This is a genomic window from Rhizobium sp. BIGb0125 (assembly GCF_024810055.1).
Classification (GTDB): Bacteria; Pseudomonadota; Alphaproteobacteria; order Rhizobiales; family Rhizobiaceae; genus Agrobacterium.
This window is the reverse complement of the sequence record NZ_JANUDV010000006.1, coordinates 454445-474347: the sequence shown is the minus strand read 5'-3', so window position 1 is coordinate 474347 and position 19903 is coordinate 454445. Positions and strand designations below refer to the sequence as shown.

Here is a 19903-nt window from a genome sequence, read left to right as displayed (position 1 = left end):
TGGCAAAAACCTGGTAACGCGGGGTGGAGCAGCCCGGTAGCTCGTCAGGCTCATAACCTGAAGGCCGCAGGTTCAAATCCTGCCCCCGCAACCAAATCACCAAAACATCCCCCCAAAAAACAAAATCTCAAAACTAAAAGAAACCGCAGACCATTGGCGGCGCCTACGCGCCCGCGAAAATAACCCTTCTCAAGACACAACGACCAAGGACGCCAACAGCTGCTCAATGCGAAAGTCAAAGCCTGGAAAAACCGTCGGCGACAAAACGCTCAATAACCAATGGCAAACACGCCGCAAGAAAATCAAGGCGACGCCCGCAAAACATGCTCGCTCAGAAGCACCAGTCGGTGGAGGCAACAATAAGGCCGGGTCGCAACCATCAAAGCAGACCACGACAGTTGGCCTCACTAGCCCACAATATGTCCGTCCATTTGCCTTGATCGATTGGGCGTGGCGTGTTGTAGACATCCGTTATCCTTTCCTTCCTGTGTCCGAAGCGGCCGAATGACTCGACCTCAGCGGCTGCATTAGAGGCAACACTCACAAGGATAAATTTGCATTATCTCCACGTGCCTGTCAGTTGTTCGGAACAAACACCGTGTTTCGACGAATTGACAACAAACCTACTAGTAGGTAGGTGTTGCTCATGACCAATGTTGTTTCCACATACGATCACATCCTCGACTGCGCCCAAAACCTCATCGTGTCAGGCGGCTACAATGGTTTCAGCTATGCGGATATTTCCGACATCGTCGGTATTCGCAAAGCGAGTATCCACCATCATTTTCCAAGCAAAGTCGATCTGGTTCAAACACTTGTCAGTCGATACCGACGGGATGCCGAAACCGGCATCGCGCAGATCGAGCGCAACGTGACCAACCCTATCGAGCAACTGCGCACCTATAGCGACCATTGGGCGACATGCATAAGTGATGGCAGTCGGCCATTTTGCGTTTGTGCCCTGTTGGCAGGTGAACTGCCGCTGCTGCCGCCCGAAGTCGCCGTTGAAGTCAAAGCATATTTTCGAGTTCTGTCAGGGTGGATGGCTCGGGCATTCGATTGCGCATCGCAACAGGGTATAATCGATATTTCGCGGACACCTGAGGTGGAGGCGGAGCTATTTATGGCCACTGTCCATGGTGCCATGCTGTCCGCGCGCGCCTATGGCGACGCGAAGAAATTCTCAATGATCATGTCAGCGACGTTTGACGCATTGAAACCAAAACAATGACCCCAAAACGGAAGTGCCCGAGGAACTAGCCGGCAAATTTTCTCAATCGATCTACCAACTAGTAGGATGGTAAATCTTCAAATCCGTGAAGCTGCCTTGGCAAATGGGCGTGAAATCAGATCGAAAGGACCTGAAATGTTTGGAATAACACCACTGGGTTGGCTCCACACTCTGGGCAGCCTTCCAGCAATACCCGCTGCGGCTTACATGATTTTTCGCTTTGGGCGCATCGAGCCAAACAGTCTTGCCGGACGCATTTATTTCATCTGTATGCTGATCGGCAGCCTGACGATTTTCCTCGTGGCAAAGGCACCCGTCAGTCCGGTCATTGCGGTCGTTACCCTGCTGTGTCTGATCGGCGGCTACACCGTGCATCGGCTGAGTATTCTGGGCCGTCTGCAAAAGTATCTTGAGACATTCCTGTTGAGCCTTTCGGTATTTCTGCTCATGGTGCCTTCAGTCTCCGAGACCCTGCGGCGAGTGCCAGACGGACACCCGATTGCGGCCGATCCGGATTCGATCATTTTGAAAGTCGCTGTTGGAACTGTGGCCGCAATCTTTGTCGTTGGGCTCATCACACAGTTCGTTTATCTGGCGCGGTACGCCAACAAACCGCGTTGAAGAAACAATTGTGTTTTGCGGGATGTCATCGCGGCATTGCCTTGACGAAATCAATAAAGGCGCGGAGCGGAGATGGAACCAGACGACGGCCCGGATAGTAGAGAAACGGGCCAGAAAAGCTCAGCCACCAGTCTTCCATGATTGGTAAAAGCGTTTTGTCCTCGAAGTGTGGTCTCAGCCAGTCTTCAAACAGATAAATGATGCCAAGGCCAGCTTTTGCAGCTTCAACGCCAAGATCGGTGGCGCCACCGGACTGCACGATCAGATTACCACTAGGCTCGATTATCAGCTCCTTTCCATCGCGCTCAAATTCCCAGGCGGGTATGGCGCGGCCTGAAAAGCGCCCTCGGATGCAATCATGCGACAGAAGGTCGTGCGGGGTTTGGGGTGTGCCGCGTGCTGCAAGATAGGAGGGTGATGCTGCGAGGGCATAACGTTGCACACGCGGGCCGATCGGCACGGCAATCATGTCCTGTTCCAGGCGCTCATCGTACCGGATGCCGGCGTCATAACCGCCTTCAATGATGTCAACGAAGCTCTCCTCTGTGACGATCTCCAGCCTGATGTCCGGATAGGTGGCCAGAAAAGCCGGCACAATGCGTGGTAGAACGAGCCTGGCAGCGCTGGCTGGGACATTAAGCTTCAACGAACCGGCCGGGCGGTCTCCGTGGCTGGTTGCCTGATCAAGTGCAGATGTGATTTCGGAAAAGGCAGGCCCCAAACGTTCCATCAGTGCGCGCCCAGCCTCAGTTGGCAACACGCTGCGTGTTGTGCGGTTTAGTAACCGTACCCCGAGATCAGCTTCAAGCCGCTTGACGGCATCGCTTAGGGAGGATGGACTCGTTCCGCTGACACGCGATGCCTCACGAAAGCCTTTCGCACGTGCGACCAGTAGGAAAGCCTCAACATCGGCCAATTCTCGCATCCGGCTCTCCTGTCTCTGACTGCAGATTGTCCGGCTATGCGGACAGCATGTCCGGATTTTAGTGGATTGTGACCTCTATGTCAGGCGCTTACTTTGGAACTCGAAACAGGAGACAACGCCATGACTTCAATTGGAAAATCCGGTACCTTTATCCTCGGTGGGTGCTCAGTAAACCGGCTCGGTTACGGCGCAATGCAGCTTGCGGGCAAGGGTGTGTTCGGTCCGCCTCGCGATCGTGCGGAAGCCATTGCCGTTTTGCGAGAGGCGATCGAGAGCGGTGTCAATCACATTGACACAAGCGACTTTTACGGACCGCACATCACCAACCAGATCATTCGTGAAGCACTTCATCCCTATGGTGACGACCTTGTGATCGTCACGAAGATCGGTGCAACGCGCGGCGCGGACGCTTCATGGAACCCGGCCTTTTCGCGGGAAGACCTGACGCAGGCGGTGCATGACAACCTTCGCAATCTCGCTCTGGACGTTCTGGATGTGGTTAATCTGCGCGCCATGTTCGATGTCCATGGCCCTGCGGAAGGCTCTCTCGATGAACCGCTCGAAGCGCTGGCAGACCTGAAACGCGAGGGCCTGATCCGAAATATTGGCTTGTCCAATGTCACCGCAAAACAGATCGACGACGGAAAAAAGATCACCGATATTGTCTGCGTTCAGAACCAGTACAATCTGGCCCATCGTGGCGACGATGCGTTGATTGAAAAGCTTGGCACAGAAGGAATTGCCTATGTGCCGTTCTTCCCGCTCGGTGGCTTTTCGCCACTGCAATCTGCAGCCTTGTCGGATGTTGCGGCTCGGATCGAAGCGACACCATTGCAAGTGGCTCTCGCCTGGCTTCTTCAGCGCTCCCAAAACATTCTGTTGATCCCCGGCACATCCTCGCGAGTTCATCTGAGGGAGAATCTCGCGGTAGAGAACATTGAGCTTCCTGGCGATGCTCTCGCCGAACTGGACAAAATGGCTGCCTGAAAAGGGCATGCAACAAAACCGGGCAGCATGGGATATACGGCATAAACCGTATTTATGCTGCCTGGTTCGGAACCGAACATTGCGGTAACAGAACCTTACCTTACGAGCTGGCCTATCGTCGAAGCAATCGCGTTCTCAGTTGCATCAAAACGTAATCCGAAACGCTCAAATCAGCTGGCTTTTTTGAACTCCTGAATTACGCCGATGCCATTGACCAATTCAAGGCCAGAATTGGCAGGTTCAGGCATACCCTTCGAACGGCAAAATGCCGTCAGCGTGTTTAACAGCAGGCAGGCAATGGTCATTGGGCCAACGCCGCCCGGGACCGGGGTGATGGCGCCCGCGACTTCCGATGCGGACGTAAAATCAACATCACCAACAAGGGTTGGTTTGCCATTGCGTTCGATGCGGTTGATGCCAACATCGATCACAGTCGCGCCGGGTTTGATCCAGGTGCCGGGGATCATCTGGGGTTTGCCGACGGCCATCACCAGAATATCGGCGCGTCGGCAATGTTCCTCAAGATTTTCGCTGTAGCGATGGGCAATGGTGACGGTGCAATCATCGGCCAGAAGCAGTTGCGCCATCGGTTTTCCAACGATGTTCGAGCGACCAACCACCAGTGCGTTTTTTCCTGTCAACGAACCGAACTGCTCGCGCAGCAGCATCATGCAGCCCAAGGGAGTGCAGGGCAGCATGGCCGGCTGGCCGGTTCCCAGCATGCCGACATTTGACACATGGAAACCATCGACATCCTTGCGCGGATCAATCGCGTTGATCACGCGCTCGGCACTGATATGCGCGGGCAATGGCAGTTGAACGAGAATGCCATGGACGTCTTCATTTGCGTTCAGTTCTGCGATCAGTCCCAGTAGCTCTGCCTGCGATATGGTGGCATCAAGCGTATGCTTGAACGACGCCATGCCGGCTTCAACAGTTTGGCGCGCCTTGTTGCGCACATAGACTTCGGAAGCTGGATTCTGTCCCACCAATATGGTGGCCAGACCCGGCACAACACCGTGCTCGGTTTTGATAATCGCAACCTGCTGGCCTATAAATTCACGCAACCGCTGCGCGAACAATTTCCCATCAATGATCCTCGACATCACAGCACCTTGGACAGGAATTCTTTGGTGCGTGGATCGCTGGCCTTGGTGAAAAAATCGGCCGGCGGTGCATGTTCGACAATCACGCCCTTGTCGGTGAAGTAGACATGATCTGCAGCTTCGCGGGCAAAACCCATTTCATGGGTCACGAGGATACATGTCATGCCGTCTTCAGCCACTTTACGCACGGCCGAGAGCACTTCCTTGACCATCTCAGGATCGAGCGCTGCCGTCACTTCGTCGAACAGGATGACCTCAGGCTCCATGCAAAGTGCGCGGGCGATGGCCACACGTTGCTGCTGACCTCCGGACAGTTCGCCGGGATAGGCCGCCGCCTTGTCGGGCAGGCGCATTTCGGACAACAGCCTGCGAGCCCGTTCTTCCACCTGTTTGCGTGGCTGCTTCAGCACCTGAATTGGTGCCATGGCAACATTTTCCAGAACGGTCTTGTGCGGAAACAGATTGTATTGCTGGAACACCATGCCAACGCGATGACGCAACTTGACCTGATCGAGCTTCGGGTCACTGACATTGATGTCGCCAACCTGGATGGTGCCTTCATTGATCGGTGTCAGCCCATTGATGGTGCGCAGGATCGTTGACTTGCCGGAACCGGATGGGCCGATGATCGCCACAACTTCGCCCTTGCGAATATCCATGTCGATGCCACGAAGTACCTCAAACGTGCCGAAGGACTTGCGGACGCCACGAAGAGAAATCAATGGCTTCGCATTCGAATTAATAGTCATGTCAGCACCTCATTTTGTGCGGAAGCGGCGTTCGAGCATCAACGACAGTCGATTGATCGGCCATGTGTAGACAAAGAACATCGTGAGAAGAGCGAGATACATCGGGATCAGCACCCGGGAGTCGCTCTGGGCTTGCACAGCTGCCTGGGTACGACCAAGAGCTTCCTCAACACCAACAATCATCGACAGGGGGGTGGCTGTCAGCAGAAGCGCATAGAGGTTCATCCACGGAGGAACCATGCGTGTGATGCACTGGGGCAGGATGATCCTGAACAGTGTTGCACGGCGGCTGTAACCAAGTGCCTCGGCGGCTTCCCACTGTCCACGTGGGACCGAGTTGACCGAGCCGCGTACGATTTCGGAGAAATTGGCCGCGACCGGAAAAGAAAAGCCGATGGTTGCTCGCAGCCAGCTCGGCAACTGTATGGTTATGCCTGCAATATTCACCTGATAGGGAATGAGAAAGATGCAGTAGAATAACAGAACCAGCCAAGGCGCGTTGCGAAACAGCTGTGTGGCAAGCTTTGATGGCCCCCCAACCGCCATGCTGGGCGACAATTGTCCAAAGCCCAGAAACGTACCGATGGCCGTGCCAATGGCGATTGCCATCAGGCTCATGAGAATGTTGAGCCCAAAACCTTGTAGAACGAATGGCATCCATTCAAGAATCTGGGGGAGAATGCTGGTCTGGTTCATTGTCCGTCTCCAAGTCCAAAGCCGGGCAGGCGCATGGCGGCTTCGACCCTGTTGATGATGACGACGACGGCCCCGGTCAGGATCAGGTAGATCACCAGCATCACATTCATCATTTCGATGGTGTTGAGGGAATCGGACCAGATCTGGTTGGAAACGTAAAGGAGTTCAGCGACACCAACGGCATAGGCGACGGTTGTTGCTTTCGTCAGATCGACCAGATTGTTGGCGAGAGATGCAAAGGAAAAACGCAACGCCAGCGGCACCGTGACAGAAACGAATGCCTGGCGTTTGTTATAGCCGAGTGCAAAAGCTGCCTCCTGATAGGAGCCATGGACAGCACCCACACCGGCACGAAACGTCTCGGTGTTAAATGCGCCAGAATAGAGTGAAAGCGAAATCACCGCCCAGCTGAAACTGCCAATCAAGGGTTGGGGCAGACCTATCTCACTGCGACCCACCGGCATGATGCTGCCGATCGCAAAATAGAAAAAATACATCTGCACGATGAGTGGCGTGTTGCGGAACAGTGCGACGTAGCCCCGGATGATTTTTGTCGGCCATCCCGTGGAAAGCGACAGGATTGCGGCGCAGGCCGCACCGATGACGATGGAGAAAAATGCGCTGACCAGGATCAGGAGTAAGGTGTTGCCAAGACCGGTGGTAAAACGGTCGAAGTCGAAGGCGTCATAGAAAATCGTAAGATTGATCCCCGATGCCGCCAGATCGCGAAAAAATGTCTGGATGTCTGTAATCACAGCCCAATCCTCAGTGCTGTCCGGAGCATTGGCGCTCCGGACTGTTTACGGTTCAAGGATCAGTTGACGTGATCTTTCAGAGCATCGTGCATTTTGATGAGGAAGGCAGAGTTTGCGATACCATGCTCTTTTTCGAGTGCGAGCAACGTGCCATCACGGTGCATTTCGGAGATGATGCCGGAAATTGACAGGCCGAACGGAGCGAACTGGTCACTCTGGCGGACCGCCATGCCCCATGGGGTGTCTGCCTGGCTCGACAGTGGCTTCTGGTACTCGGCCCATTTCGGGTTGGAGAGACGAACGTTGATCTGGTTGTCGTCTTCAAGCAGACCAATGCAGCGTCCCTGCGTCATCGCGGCCTCGGTTTCGGCCGTGCCGGCAAAAGCCAGCACCTTCATTTTCAGCTCTTCCTGCGCAGGCTTGTTGTACCAGGCACCCTGTACTGCACAGACGGTCTGGTCAGCGAGCTGCGACCACTCTGTTGCCGTGACGGCTTTTGGAAGCAGGAGTGTGTAACCGGACGAATAATAATTCGGGTGAACGAAAGCGACAACTTTGCGTCGTTCAGCGGTATCGGAAGCGGAGGCAATCATCAGATCGATCTGGCCCTGCGCCAGAAATTCGAAACGATTTGCGGAGGTTACTTTGACGAATTCGGCCTTGACGCCGAGGGTTTCAGCAATTTTTTTGCCGATATCGACTTCCATGCCTTTGAAGCTGCCATCGGAGGCGCGTTAGGACCAAGGCACGTAGTCGTCTTTGGTGCCGACCTTCAGGACACCTGCGGCTTTGACCTTGCACAATGTATCGTCACCGCAGGACTGTGCCGATGCGGAAAAACCAACGAAAGCGAAGGCTGTCGCCAGAAAAATTGCTTTCAGTTTGAACATTTCGTTCCCCTTTTTGAACAGTTTGTTTGCATCACTTTCAGGCATCGGTGTCGTCTGCATTTTTGTTGTTGCGACTGGGAAAGCTGATGTGAGTGGAATGTCTCCAATTGCGGCCGTTGCTTCAATGGTGATTTGCGAGTAGTAGTCATATTACTGACAAAGATTAATTCAGGTAAACTAAGCAGATGCCCCTACCGGATTTGCACGCTCTGGAAATTGCTGCAACTGTGATCGAACAAGGCAGCATGAGTGCCGCCGCCGCGCAGTTGGGCATGACCCAATCGGCAGTCTCTCAAGCCATGAAGCGCGCTGAAGCGCAAGTCGAGGTGACGCTTGTTCATCGCGACCGGCGTCCGCTTGTTGCAACGGAGGCGGGGCGGGTGCTGGTGGCTCATATCCGCGAGATTGCCAATCGCGCCGAGCGAGCGATTGAAGAGGTGAGGGCAACGGCAAGGCGGCCCGAACGGCAGGACCTGCGATTGGGCATGGTCGACACCTTTGCCTCATCTGTCGGTCCAGTGCTGATCCGCGACCTGATGGAGGGTGCAATCGCGCTGCGCGTGACAGCCTTCTCAGGCCTTGCACACTCACACACCGACGCCCTGATGCGTCACGAGATCGATGCAGCGATCACCTCGGACCCGATGGACGAGCTGGATGAGATGATGCGTTTCCCGCTTTACCGGGAGCCATTCGTTCTTGTCGCGCCGGTTGCCTGGGGGGACGCGCTGCGCAACCAGCCGCTCAGGGATCTGCTGTTTGAACACCGGCTCATTCGCTACAGTTCACGTTCGCACATGGGCATGCAGGTCGAGCGGCATCTCAGACGACTGCGCATCGAACACCCGCAGGTGTTGTCGTTCGACACCTCGGACTCGTTGTTGGCAATGGTAGCCGGTGGCGTTGGCGTGGCCATCACCACGCCTCTCTGCCTCGTTCAGGGCGCCATTCACATGCCGGCGCTTTCGGTGCTGCCACTGCCAAGCCCCGGATTTTCCCGCGAATTGACACTGGTCACCAGACGCGGCGAGTTTGACACATTGGGGCCACGGGTGGCGGAAGCGGCCCGCCAGATGCTGGTAAAGCACACATTGCCTCTCATCGTTAGCCACATTCCGTGGCTCGCTGAAACGGCGGGTGAGATGATCTGGAAACCGCCGCTTCTCGAGGGCGATCAGAGCGAGTGAAACACCTCTGCAATGTCACCGTGACTGTAACCAGCGGCCAGGCAAAGTGACAAAAGGATGCGCGCTTTCTGGGGATTGATATCGCCGCCGGCAATAATGCCAAGGCTTTGATGGTGGGCGCTATCGACCACCAGCCCCGCACCGGTGCGGGACGATTGCACAACAACAACACCAGCTTTTACCGCTTCATGTAATGCAGCCGTTTCTGCAGGCGTTGCCATTCCCGGTCCGAAACCCGCAGAAACAATGCCTTTTGCGCCTGCCGCAACAAAGGATTGTATCGCATATCCATCAGCGCCGACATGGCTATAGCTGATATCCACCCGTGGCATTTCACGCAGCAGATCGCGTGCGAAGGTCTCATTTTTGCGTTTGCTTACCTGCTGAAACCTGACCTCCGTGCCATCGACGTATCCGACCGGAGCAGCCCAGGGAGACTGAAAGGCACCCAGCCGTAATGTGTGGGTTTTGGTGACCGTTTTTGGGTCGTGGATTTCGTCATTGATGACCACAAACACGCCAGGTCCTGTCGTTGGCGCGATCGTCACACGCAGTGCAGCAGCAAGATTGGCATGGGCATCGGTCGAAATTCCCGTCAGAGGCCGCATCGACCCGGTGAGAATGACAGGAATTTTCAGGTCCAGAACCAGTGACAGAACCCATGCGGTTTCTTCGAGGCTCGCCGTACCATGGCCGATCACGATACCGCGCAAGCTGATATCTTCAGCCAGCTGGTAGCAGAGGTCCGTCATATCTGCCCAGTCACCTGATGTAATTGCCGTGCTGTCGATCTGGCGAAAATTGACCGGCCTGATATCGGCGATCGTCCCCTGAATGCCAATACGCTCGATCAGCGCTGCCGCATCGAGCCGTTGTTGACTAGCGTTATAATCCAGAAGGTCAAACTGGTCTGTTCCAATGGATGCAATTGTCCCACCGGTGCCGATGAATGCGATCTTTGCCAGCATGTGTTGCTCCGCCGTTTGAGTGTGTCCGACATAAAAATCTTCACAGCGGTTTTGCAACGAGCTCACCCATACTATTAGATGAATTAATGCCAATAAGTGAATTAATTTAAGTCTCGCTTATTCGGTTCAAATGGTTCCTGAAGTTTGCGATGCTGCGGCATCACACGAACGGACTTTGGAACCTCCATGCCAAATACCAGAACCGACACAGACAGCCTAGGAGCACGCGAGTTACCCTGCGGAGCATTGTATGGGGTCGCGACGCTGCGTGGACAGGAGAACTTCGATATCTCCTTTCACAAATTGGGTGATGCGCCGGAGCTGCTGAAGGCGCTTGCGCAGATCAAGCGGGCTGCCGCTGCGGCCAATCGCGACATTGGCATATTGCCACGCGATGTGGCGCAGGCGATCGATAAGGCGGCCGAAGAAATCGAATGCGGTTTGCATTCCGACCAGTTCATCGTCGATCTGCTGGAGGGCTCCGGTGGTACGTCGATCAACATGAACGTCAATGAGGTGATCGCCAATCGTGCCTTGCAGATATTGGGCGATGAGCCAGGTAATTATCGCCGCATTCACCCCAATGATCACGTCAATACCGGGCAATCCACCAATGATGTTTTGCCCGCTGCCGTCAAGCTGGCGGTCTATGACAAGGCTTCGTCGCTGATTTCGGCTCTTGGTCATCTCGCTGCGTGTCTCGAAGTCAAAGCCACTGAATTTGCGGATATTTTGCGGATAGGGCGGACCTGCATGCAGGCGGCTCAACCCATGCGGCTGGGGCAGGCCTTTGGCGGGTATGCCGCCTCAATCCGGCGTCTGGAAAGCAAGCTGTCGCAAGCGCGCGAAGACATGCTTGTTCTGCCTTTGGGTGGCACGGCGATTGGCACGGGGCTGGGTTCTGCGCCGGGATACCGCTCAGCCGTTTACCGGCATTTGAAGGCGATCGTCGGCGCGGATGTGCGCCCCGGCGATGACATGTTCGATGCCATGCAAAATGCCGATGCTTTCGCGCGTGTTTCGTCGGAAATCCGCATCTGTGGCGAGGTCATCGGCAAGATTGCATCGGACCTGATCATCCTGTCATCCGGTCCCAACAGCGGTGTTGGTGAACTGAAGCTACCCTCGGTACAACCGGGCTCTTCGATCATGCCAGGCAAGGTCAATCCTGTCCTGCCGATGATGATGCAGCAGGTTGCATTTGCCGTGGTCGGCAATGATGCAGCGGTGTCGCTGGCTGCCCTTCAGGGCCAGTTGGAAATCAACCATTTTGAACCGGTCATCGCCTCGCGCCTGTTCGATTCCATCGAGCTGCTGGCCAGGTCATCGCGTATTTTCGCAGACAAATGCATCGCCGGCATAGAAGCCGACGAAGAACAATCGCTCAAAAACCTGATGCAATCATCGGCGCTGGCCACCGTATTCGTGCCCAAGCTCGGATACGCCGAGGTGTCCCGCCTTGTTCAGGCATCAGCAATAGAGCGCCGCCCTTTCATAGACCTAGCCATAGAACGCGGCCTGCTGAGCAATGACGAAGTGCTCACGGTGGTGCGCGAAAGTACCGATTACCGCGAGGAGATCGCATGAGTCATTATTCTGCCCTGTCTATTTTACGCCACGGCCTGAGTGGCAACCGGAACTGGACCCGCGCCTGGCGCGATCCGGTGCCGAAGCCAAGCTACGACGTGATCATTGTCGGCGGCGGCGGCCATGGCCTGGCAACAGCCTATTACCTTGCCAAGGAGCACGGCATCCGCAATGTCGCCGTGATCGAAAAGGGCTGGCTTGGCGGTGGCAACACCGGTCGTAACACCACGATCGTTCGCTCCAATTACATGATGCCCGGCAATACGATGTTCTACGAGCGGTCGATGCAGCTCTGGGAGAACCTGAGCCAGGACCTGAACTACAATGTCATGATCTCACAGCGTGGTCAGTACAATCTCTGCCACTCTCCGGGGCAGATGGATGCTGCCCGCCGCCGCGGCAACATCATGCGTGCCAATGGTATCGACGCCGAACTGTTCGACCGGGCAGAGGTGATGCGCCGACTGCCCTACCTCGACTATTCGCCCAATGCCAGATTCCCGATCCATGGCGCGATTTACCAGCCACGGGCCGGAACAGCCCGTCACGACGCGGTTGCCTGGGGATTTGCGCGTGGCGCAGACCAGCACGGCGTGGACCTGATCCAGCAATGCGAAGTGATCGGATATATCTGGGATAATGGTACCATTGTCGGTGTGGAAACGTCCCGTGGACCGATCCGCGCCAAGAAGGTGGCACTTGCCGTTGCCGGTCACACCGGCCATCTGGCGGAAAAGGCAGGCCTGCGTTTGCCAATCGAAACCCATGTTCTTCAGGCTTTTGTGACCGAGCCGCTGAAGCCACTGGTCGACAGCGTCATCTCCTTCGGTGCCGCTCATTTCTACATCAGCCAGTCCGACAAGGGTGGACTGGTGCTTGGTGGAGATATCGACGGTTTCAACTCCTATGCCCAGCGCGGCGGCCTGCCGATTGTCGAACATACGCTGCACAGTGCCAAGGCGCTGATGCCGTCGCTGTCGCGACTGCGGCTGTTGCGTCATTGGGCCGGGGTCATGGACATGTCGATGGATGGCTCGCCGATCATCGGCAAGATGCCGGTTGAGGGGCTCTGGCTGAATGGTGGCTGGTGCTACGGCGGCTTCAAGGCAACGCCTGCCTCCGGTTACTGCTTTGCCTGGACAATCGCCAAGGGCGAACCGCACCCCGACAACGCCGAATTCACGCTGGAACGTTTCGAACGCGGCTACCAGATCGACGAAAAGGGCGCAGGCCCGCAACCCAACGCCCATTGAGGTTCCATCATGTTGAGAATTCATTGCCCCGTCTGCGGGCTGAGGGACGAAACGGAGTTTACCTATGGCTCCGATGCGACGATCCGCCGGCCTGACATGAACGAGAGCGATCCGAAAGCCTGGCTCGATTATGTGTTCATGCGTGACAATCCGCGCGGACCGCACAAGGAGTATTGGCACCATGTGACCGGCTGCCGCCAATGGGTGGTGGTTGAGCGTGACACGCTGACCCATGAGATTTCGGCAAGCTATCTTGCCCGCGAGGTGGCGGCATGACAGCGCGCAGACTTCCCACCGGCGGACGCATTGACCGCAGCCGCAAAGTTACCGTGCAGTTTGATGGCAAACCGTTTGTCGCTCATTCCGGCGATAGTCTGGCTTCTGCCCTGTTGGCCGGTGGCCAGAAAATCACCGCACGCAGTTTCAAATATCATCGCCCACGCGGTCTGATGGCTGCAGGTGTCGAAGAACCGAATTCACTGGTTCATCTGCGTGATGGCGCCCGTCACGAACCCAACGCACAGGCAACGATGGTCGAGGTGTTCGATGGTCTAATCTCGACGCCGCAAAATGCATGGCCCAGCCTGAAGTTTGATATCGGTTCGGTTAACGGTGCCCTGTCGCGCTTCTTTGGTGCCGGGTTCTACTACAAGACATTTATCGGTCCGTTCAAAGGCACCGGCTTCTGGATGGCCTGCGAAAAAATCATCCGCAATGCCGCTGGCATGGGCAAGGCAACAACGCTTGATGATCCGGATCACTACGAAAAGATCAATGCTTTTTGTGATGTGCTGATCGTAGGGGCAGGTCCTGCCGGACTTGCTGCAGCCTTGGCCGCAGGCCGCAAGGGCGACAAGGTGATGCTGGTTGAACAGGATCACGAACTCGGGGGCTCTTTGCTGAGCGAAGGTGCCGGTGGTGAAAGCGATACATGGCTTCGCAACGCCGTGGCCGAACTCAAGAATATGCCAAATGTGCAGCTTCTCAACCGCACAACGGCGTTCGGTGCCTATGACAGTGATGTCTTTGGGCTGGTCGAACGGTTTCAGGATCATCTGCTGGTGCCGGAAGCGGGCAAACCGCGCCAGCGTTACTGGCTGGTTCGCACCAAACGGGCAATTCTTGCCACCGGTGCCATTGAACGACCGATGGTTTTTGCCGGCAATGACGTTCCCGGTGTGATGTTGGCATCGGCCGTGCGTAAATATCTCAACCGTTACGCTGTTCTGGTCGGTGAGATCGTCGTCGTCGCGACCAACAACGACAGCGCCTACAGCACTGCAATCGATCTCGCCAAGGCCGGTGCGAAGGTCATTCTCTGTGATCTTCGCAGAACCATTCTGGATGCACTGTCTAGCCGCGCCAAGACTGCGGGCGTGGAGCTTCGGCTTGGTTACGGTCTCCTGAAAGCCGAGGGCCGTGGCCAGGTGCGTGGCGCCCGCATCGTGCCTGTCGACACCAATGGTCGGGCGTCTGGTAAGGAGATTGCTGTCAAATGCGATCTCGTCGCGACATCGGGCGGTTGGGCTCCGGCACTGCATCTGTGGAGCCAGCGTTTCGGAAAACCGCAATATCATCAGGAGTTTGATGCATTTCTGCCGATGCAGAAAACAACCGTCACCAGCGTTGGATCGCTTGTTGCCGCTGTCTCAACCGCTGAAGCGATCACGCAGGGGTACGACGCCGGCGGTGACGCTGGCAAGGTCGATACTGTAGCCAATGGCGGTGATTTCTGGGGCCGCGATCTGCTGCCGACCACCGTCATCACAAAGGCCGACGGCACGACGCCGGGCAAGGCTTTCATCGATTTCCAGCACGATGTGAAACTTGCCGACGTCGATCAGGCGCATCTGGAAGGTTATGTCTCGGTCGAACATCTCAAGCGTTACACTACATCGGGCATGGCTGCCGACCAGGGCAAAACCTCCAACCTCAATGCACTGGCAAGAATGGCGGCGCTGAGAGGCATGGACATTCCCAAGGTTGGAACAACGACCTTCCGTCCGCCCTATACGCCGGTTGCCATTGGCGCGATCGTTGCTCACGATCACGGCCTGCATTTCCGCCCGACGCGTCTGTCGACCATTCATGACTGGCACCACCAAAATGGTGCCGAGATGATTGAGGCGGGGGCGTGGCTTCGTCCGTGGTATTACCCGGCCAAGGGTGAGACATTGCGTGATACCTATATCCGTGAAGCGGCCCATGTGCGTGAACATGTCGGCATTGTCGACGTGTCGACGCTTGGCAAGATTGCCGTGCAGGGCCCGGATGCGGCGGAGTTTCTCAACCGCGTCTACGCAAACGGTTTCAAGACACTTCCGATCGGTCGCTTGCGCTACGGCGTTATGTTGCGAGAAGACGGTTTTGTCCTTGATGATGGTGCAACGGCGCGTCTGGGCGAGAACGACTATTTCATGTCGACGACAACAGCCAACGCAGCCAAGGTTCTGGCACAGGCCGAGTTCCTGCTGCAAACGGCCTGGCGTGATCTCAAGGTGCATGTGACAACCGTGACGGATCAATGGGCAGCCATTGCCATTGCCGGTCCCAACTCGCGAACTGTACTGACGGCACTGACGGGTGCGGATTTGAGCAAGGAGGCTTTGCCGAACAATCACCTGACCTACGTGACGATTGCTGGTGTGCCGTGCCGTCTCCATCGGATGAGCTATTCCGGCGAACTGGCCTATGAAATCTACATCCCTGCCAAATCCGGCCCAACGGTCTGGGGCGCGCTGATCGAGGCAGGTGTTCCGCATCATCTCAAACCCTATGGAACCGAGGCGATGGGCGCCCTGCGTATTGAAAAGGGCCATGTGGCCGGTGCCGAGATCGAGGGCCGTACGACCATGAAGGACCTTGGTCTCGAAGGTTTCGCTTCGAGCAAGAAACCCTTCATCGGATCGGTGTTGCGCAAACGTGTGGTGCTGGAGGATGCAACACGCCCGTCGCTGGTTGGTCTGGAAATTGTCGGTAATGAGGGGGCAAGGGCCGGGTCGCTACTGTTCGGATTGAATGCTCCAGCGAAAGGCCATGGCGAAGGCTGGATATCATCAACCACCTATTCGCCGGCTTTGAAAAAGAACATCGCGCTGGCCTTGTTGTCCAAGGGACCGGAACGGATCGGTGAAACAATTCAGGTCGTTGATTTTGTTGGCAACCAAACACTGCGCGCAAAGGTCGTCTCTCCTCACTTCTTCGATCCGGAAGGGCATCGTCAAAATGGCTAAAAAACATAAGCTTCGGCTTGGTGGTCTGAACAGTGACGGGCAAACCGTGTCGGTCTCCGAGATCGCGCTGGGTAACCTCACACAATTGGCGGGATGGGAAACCTTTGCTGGCACGGCCGACGCGGTGTTAAAGACGCAAGGCCTGTCGCTGCCGGCAGACTATCGCTCTCCTGTTCATGGTGCCGGGATGACAGTGTGGCGGATTGCGCCGGACCGTGCGCTCCTGCGCTCCGAAACACCGGTTGACATGTCGGTACCGGAAGAGCTTGTGGCACTTGATCTTTCCGATGCACGTGTCTGCCTGATCCTCGAAGGAGAGGGGGCGGCAGGCTTTCTGGGCCGCGTGATCGCCCTGGATTTTTCGGAAGCGGCGTTCCCGGCAGGAACCTTCGTACAGACGTCTTTGCACCATGTCGGTGTGCTGGTTGAACGTCTGGAGCGCGACAGATTTCTGGTCATGGTGCCGACCACCTGGGAGCGGTCTCTGACCGACCTGCTTGTTACCCACCTCACTGTCGCGGCCTGACGGCTGCCTATCCCATCACGACTTCATGGAGTTCCCGCGTGGAGAATTTTGTCCTTACCGTTCAATGCCAGTCCCGTCGCGGGATCGTCGCTGCCATCGCAACCTTTCTGGCGGAGCATGGCTGCAACATCACGGATTCTGCGCAGTTTGATGATCCGCAGACCGAAAACTTCTTTATGCGCATCACATTTCGTTCGGAACTGGGAACGGACCTCGAGACACTGCGCAGTAGTTTCGAACCGGTTTCCCAGCCTTTCGACATGGCATTTGTTTTCCATGATGCTGCACAGCGCACCAAGGTCTTGCTGATGGTGTCCAATTTTGGCCACTGCCTGAACGACCTGTTGTATCGCTGGAAAATCGGTGCATTGCCGATCGATATTGTCGGCGTGGTGTCCAATCATCTCACCTATCAGAAGCTTATTGTGAACAATGATATTCCGTTCCACCACATCAAGGTGACCAGGGAGAACAAGCCGGAAGCGGAAGCGCGGCTGATGTCGATTGTCGAGGATTCAGGTGCTGAACTGGTGGTGCTGGCGCGTTATATGCAAATCCTATCGGATGGGGTCTGCAAAAAAATGTCCGGCCGCATCATCAATATTCACCACTCCTTCCTGCCATCATTTAAGGGTGCCAATCCTTACAAGCAGGCATTCGAGCGCGGTGTAAAACTGATCGGTGCGACGGCGCATTATGTAACCGCCGATCTGGACGAAGGCCCGATCATCGAACAGGATGTTGCCCGCATCACGCACGCACAATCGCCCGACGACTATGTATCGATTGGACGCGATGTAGAAGCGCAGGTTTTGGCCAGAGCAGTGCACGCGCATATCCACCAGCGGGTATTCCAGAACGGCCACAAAACCGTGGTCTTTCCTGCTAGCCCCGGCAGTTATGCCTCGGAAAGAATGGGGTGATCACGCGCCTATCCAAGTCGTTTTGAAAGGGGCGCCTCAGGCTCCCTCAACCTCATCCGTCGGATAGCCACTGGTCCGGCGAATTTCGGCAACGATTTTCTTCGCGAAGTGACCTGCCGCAGGCGAAAGTTTGCGGTTTTTAAGCCGAATAAGAGACATTGCCCGGCGAATGGTCGGATCTGTCAGGGGGATCGCTCTGGCGTGAAGCAATGGTTGCTTTATCACACGGGTGCTTGGCTGGATGGCTATGCCGAGGCCAGCTTCTGCCATGGCAATAATTGTTTCTGCGTGGATGAACTGGTAGCGGTTGGTTGTCTCCAGACCGTTTTCTTTTAGAACGCGATCGACAATTTTTCGCATGGCGGTTTGGGGAGCCTGCAGCAAAATTGGAAAGGCTGAGATTTCGCGCCATGTGACTGTGTCGTTTGGCGTCGCCATGAAGCGTGGGTGGACGACCGCTACAAGTGGCTCGACAAGGATCGGGGTAAAGTCGAAGGCACCGTCTTCGGTATGTGGTCCGATCGCGAAATCCACCTCCTGTTTTTTGACCGCTTCATAGAGATCGGTCGATGTCAGTTCTCGAATTGTCACCGCGATTTCAGGAAACTGGCTGACAAACTCCGTCAGAATTGGTGGCAAATAGATCGAGGCCAGATGCGATGAACTTGCAAGCGAAAGTTGTCCGCGCTTGAGATCGGCGGCTTCGCGAATTTCGCGAAGGCCGTACAGTATCTCGAAATGGGCTTTGCGCAGGCTGTCGCGCAGCTTTGCGCCTTCTTCGGTCAGTTTGACGCTGCGCGTGGTGCGCTCGAAAAGCTTCACCTGCAACTGATCCTCAAGCTGTCGGATCTGGATGCTGATTGCAGAGTGGGCGCGGTTCAGCTTCTCCCCTGCAAGCCTGAAACTGCCTTCGTGGGCGACGGCGAGGAAGGTCTGAAACAGCCGCAGGTTTATGTCGTTTATCAGTTCCACTGATACGCTCATTGGTTATTTTAAAAGACCAATTGGTATCATTAATATACTTGCTTCGCCATCCCCCTCAGTCCAGTCTGGTCTCGTCGCAATCGGGTAGGGATTGTCGGCGGCTATGGGAGGCCAAATCGAAAAATTTGATGTGAGAGCGCCGTCATACAGGGCGGTAGACTGTTGCATTCGAAAATCGATCACGCGAGGCTGGAGGACGCTGGATTGGCATGTCCTCCGGTTGTCAGTTTTTAGGAGGAAGATTTATGGAAAGACATGACACCCGCAGGGGAATGAAGCGTCGTTTGCTGCTGGCCGGTGGAGCGGCCTTGTTTGCAATGCAGCCGATGCTGGGCGCTGTGGCGCAGGCCGATGATTATCCAAGCAATACCATGAACTATATCGTCGCCTTCGGTGTCGGCGGTGGTAGCGACATCATCGCACGTACCATGGTCAAGGTCATCGACGAAAAAAAACTAATCCCGGTCAAGATGCTGGTTGAGAACCGTCCCGGTGGCTCAGGTGCCATCGGCTATTCCTTCATTAACAACCAGAAGGGTGACCCATATTATCTCGGTGGCGTCGGCGTCAGCTTTTTCACCACGCCGCTGCTCGGTAAAATGCCACTGAGTTACCGCGATTTTACGCCGCTCGCCGCAATCGCCCGCTCGCCCTACATCCTGGCAGTCACGGCCGACTCTGACATTAAGTCGATCAATGATATCAAAAAGGCAACCGGTCTTACGATCGGCACGGCGGGTGCAGTATCCGATCCGGCATTGCTCTCGCACATGCTCAACAAGGAAACCGGCGCTTCCATCAAAGTCGTTCCGTACGATGGAGAAGGCGAGGTCATGGCTGCCGTTCTCGGCAAGCACCTTGACCTGCTTTTCGGTAACCCGAATGAAATCCTCGAGCAGGTCAATGCAGGTACGATGCGTGCACTCGCTGTCACATCGGCTGAGCGCATGAGTTCGCTGCCGGACGTGCCGAGCCTCTCTGAGCTTGGTTACGATATTGTCCATACGCAGCTACGCGGCATCATCATGCCAAAGGATGTACCGGCGGAAGCCGTCAAATATTGGGAAGGTGTGTTGAAGACGGTTGCGGAAAGCCCGGAATGGCGCACGCAATATGTCGATCGCTTCAACGAGATTCCGATCTTTCTCGACAGTAAGGGTTTTGAGGCGGAGGTCATTGCGACCTCCGCACGTTATGAAACGCTGATGCGCGAACTTGGTCTTATCAAGTAATGCAACGACCCCCGCCACGCGGGGGTCCCCCATCGCGGCCTGCCAATGCC

General features: G+C 55.8%; 19 protein-coding genes, 1 tRNA gene and 1 pseudogene. 12 read left to right on the top strand and 9 right to left on the bottom strand.

Annotated elements, in window-relative coordinates; all coding sequences use genetic code 11:
* The first annotated feature begins 17 nt into the window (after positions 1-17).
* The 3 genes from M2418_RS19280 (at position 18) to M2418_RS19270 (ending at position 1852) form a co-directional block, all read left to right on the top strand.
* Positions 18-94: transfer RNA gene (locus M2418_RS19280), tRNA-Met, on the top strand.
* 552 nt (positions 95-646) lie between these two features.
* Positions 647-1231, top strand: a complete 585-nt coding sequence (locus tag M2418_RS19275; RefSeq protein ID WP_192490916.1) for a TetR/AcrR family transcriptional regulator — start codon at positions 647-649, stop codon at positions 1229-1231.
* 135 nt (positions 1232-1366) lie between these two features.
* Complete coding sequence (locus tag M2418_RS19270) at positions 1367-1852, top strand: hypothetical protein (RefSeq protein WP_259148643.1); 486 nt, start codon at positions 1367-1369, stop codon at positions 1850-1852.
* Positions 1853-1877: 25 nt separating this feature from the next.
* Here M2418_RS19270 and M2418_RS19265 read toward each other — a convergent pair whose 3' ends face one another.
* A complete protein-coding gene (locus M2418_RS19265; protein ID WP_259148642.1) occupies positions 1878-2777 on the bottom strand; it encodes a LysR family transcriptional regulator in 900 nt (299 codons plus the stop codon).
* A 120-nt stretch (positions 2778-2897) separates the two neighbouring features.
* Between M2418_RS19265 and M2418_RS19260 the strand changes: the two genes are divergently transcribed.
* Positions 2898-3764 carry an aldo/keto reductase family oxidoreductase gene (locus M2418_RS19260; RefSeq protein WP_259148641.1) on the top strand — a complete coding sequence of 289 codons (867 nt, stop codon included), beginning with the start codon at positions 2898-2900 and terminating at the stop codon, positions 3762-3764.
* A 170-nt stretch (positions 3765-3934) separates the two neighbouring features.
* On the opposite strand, the gene folD is transcribed toward M2418_RS19260, so the two are convergent.
* The 6 genes and pseudogenes from folD to M2418_RS19230 form a co-directional block, all read right to left on the bottom strand.
* Positions 3935-4870, bottom strand: a complete 936-nt coding sequence (gene folD / locus M2418_RS19255) for a bifunctional methylenetetrahydrofolate dehydrogenase/methenyltetrahydrofolate cyclohydrolase FolD (RefSeq protein WP_259148640.1) — start codon at positions 4868-4870, stop codon at positions 3935-3937.
* A complete protein-coding gene (locus M2418_RS19250; RefSeq protein ID WP_305852560.1) occupies positions 4870-5619 on the bottom strand; it encodes an amino acid ABC transporter ATP-binding protein in 750 nt (249 codons plus the stop codon). Before M2418_RS19250 ends, folD begins: the two co-directional genes overlap by 1 nt.
* Positions 5620-5628: 9 nt before the next feature.
* The gene (locus M2418_RS19245) at positions 5629-6315 is read right to left on the bottom strand and encodes an amino acid ABC transporter permease (protein WP_192490911.1); all 687 of its coding nucleotides are present in this window, start codon (positions 6313-6315) and stop codon (positions 5629-5631) included.
* The gene (locus tag M2418_RS19240) at positions 6312-7070 is read right to left on the bottom strand and encodes an amino acid ABC transporter permease (RefSeq protein ID WP_259148639.1); all 759 of its coding nucleotides are present in this window, start codon (positions 7068-7070) and stop codon (positions 6312-6314) included. Before M2418_RS19240 ends, M2418_RS19245 begins: the two co-directional genes overlap by 4 nt.
* Before the next feature lie 59 nt (positions 7071-7129).
* Positions 7130-7786 (bottom strand): annotated as a pseudogene (locus M2418_RS19235) (transporter substrate-binding domain-containing protein); the annotation flags it as partial.
* 18 nt (positions 7787-7804) lie between these two features.
* Positions 7805-7960, bottom strand: coding sequence for a hypothetical protein (locus tag M2418_RS19230; RefSeq protein WP_259148638.1), 156 nt, complete (start codon positions 7958-7960; stop codon positions 7805-7807).
* Between the two features lie 185 nt (positions 7961-8145).
* Between M2418_RS19230 and M2418_RS19225 the strand changes: the two genes are divergently transcribed.
* Positions 8146-9147: a LysR family transcriptional regulator gene (locus M2418_RS19225; RefSeq protein ID WP_259148637.1), complete on the top strand. Its 1002-nt coding sequence runs from the start codon at positions 8146-8148 to the stop codon at positions 9145-9147.
* Here the strand turns inward: M2418_RS19225 and M2418_RS19220 are convergent.
* Positions 9135-10115, bottom strand: a complete 981-nt coding sequence (locus M2418_RS19220; RefSeq protein WP_259148636.1) for an asparaginase — start codon at positions 10113-10115, stop codon at positions 9135-9137. The two genes, M2418_RS19225 and M2418_RS19220, sit on opposite strands and share 13 nt — an antisense overlap.
* Positions 10116-10301: 186 nt before the next feature.
* Here M2418_RS19220 and M2418_RS19215 point away from each other — a divergent pair, with 186 nt between their 5' ends.
* The 6 genes from M2418_RS19215 to purU are packed head-to-tail and all read left to right on the top strand — an operon-like array spanning position 10302 to position 17637.
* A complete protein-coding gene (locus tag M2418_RS19215) occupies positions 10302-11702 on the top strand; it encodes an aspartate ammonia-lyase (protein WP_259148635.1) in 1401 nt (466 codons plus the stop codon).
* Complete coding sequence (locus tag M2418_RS19210; RefSeq protein ID WP_259148634.1) at positions 11699-12955, top strand: sarcosine oxidase subunit beta family protein; 1257 nt, start codon at positions 11699-11701, stop codon at positions 12953-12955. The genes M2418_RS19215 and M2418_RS19210 overlap by 4 nt, the downstream gene beginning before the upstream one ends.
* Before the next feature lie 9 nt (positions 12956-12964).
* Positions 12965-13231: a sarcosine oxidase subunit delta gene (locus M2418_RS19205; RefSeq protein ID WP_250984067.1), complete on the top strand. Its 267-nt coding sequence runs from the start codon at positions 12965-12967 to the stop codon at positions 13229-13231.
* Positions 13228-16188: a sarcosine oxidase subunit alpha family protein gene (locus M2418_RS19200; protein ID WP_259148632.1), complete on the top strand. Its 2961-nt coding sequence runs from the start codon at positions 13228-13230 to the stop codon at positions 16186-16188. The genes M2418_RS19205 and M2418_RS19200 overlap by 4 nt, the downstream gene beginning before the upstream one ends.
* A complete protein-coding gene (locus M2418_RS19195) occupies positions 16181-16714 on the top strand; it encodes a sarcosine oxidase subunit gamma (protein ID WP_259148630.1) in 534 nt (177 codons plus the stop codon). The genes M2418_RS19200 and M2418_RS19195 overlap by 8 nt, the downstream gene beginning before the upstream one ends.
* A 38-nt stretch (positions 16715-16752) precedes the next feature.
* The gene (gene purU, locus M2418_RS19190) at positions 16753-17637 is read left to right on the top strand and encodes a formyltetrahydrofolate deformylase (protein WP_259148628.1); all 885 of its coding nucleotides are present in this window, start codon (positions 16753-16755) and stop codon (positions 17635-17637) included.
* Positions 17638-17673: 36 nt separating this feature from the next.
* Here the strand turns inward: purU and M2418_RS19185 are convergent, their stop codons facing one another.
* The gene (locus M2418_RS19185) at positions 17674-18609 is read right to left on the bottom strand and encodes a LysR family transcriptional regulator (protein ID WP_259148626.1); all 936 of its coding nucleotides are present in this window, start codon (positions 18607-18609) and stop codon (positions 17674-17676) included.
* Between the two features lie 257 nt (positions 18610-18866).
* Between M2418_RS19185 and M2418_RS19180 the strand changes: the two genes are divergently transcribed.
* Positions 18867-19853 (top strand): tripartite tricarboxylate transporter substrate binding protein, encoded by a 987-nt coding sequence (locus M2418_RS19180; RefSeq protein WP_246788190.1) that lies wholly within the window; start codon positions 18867-18869, stop codon positions 19851-19853.
* Positions 19854-19903: the final 50 nt, after the last annotated feature.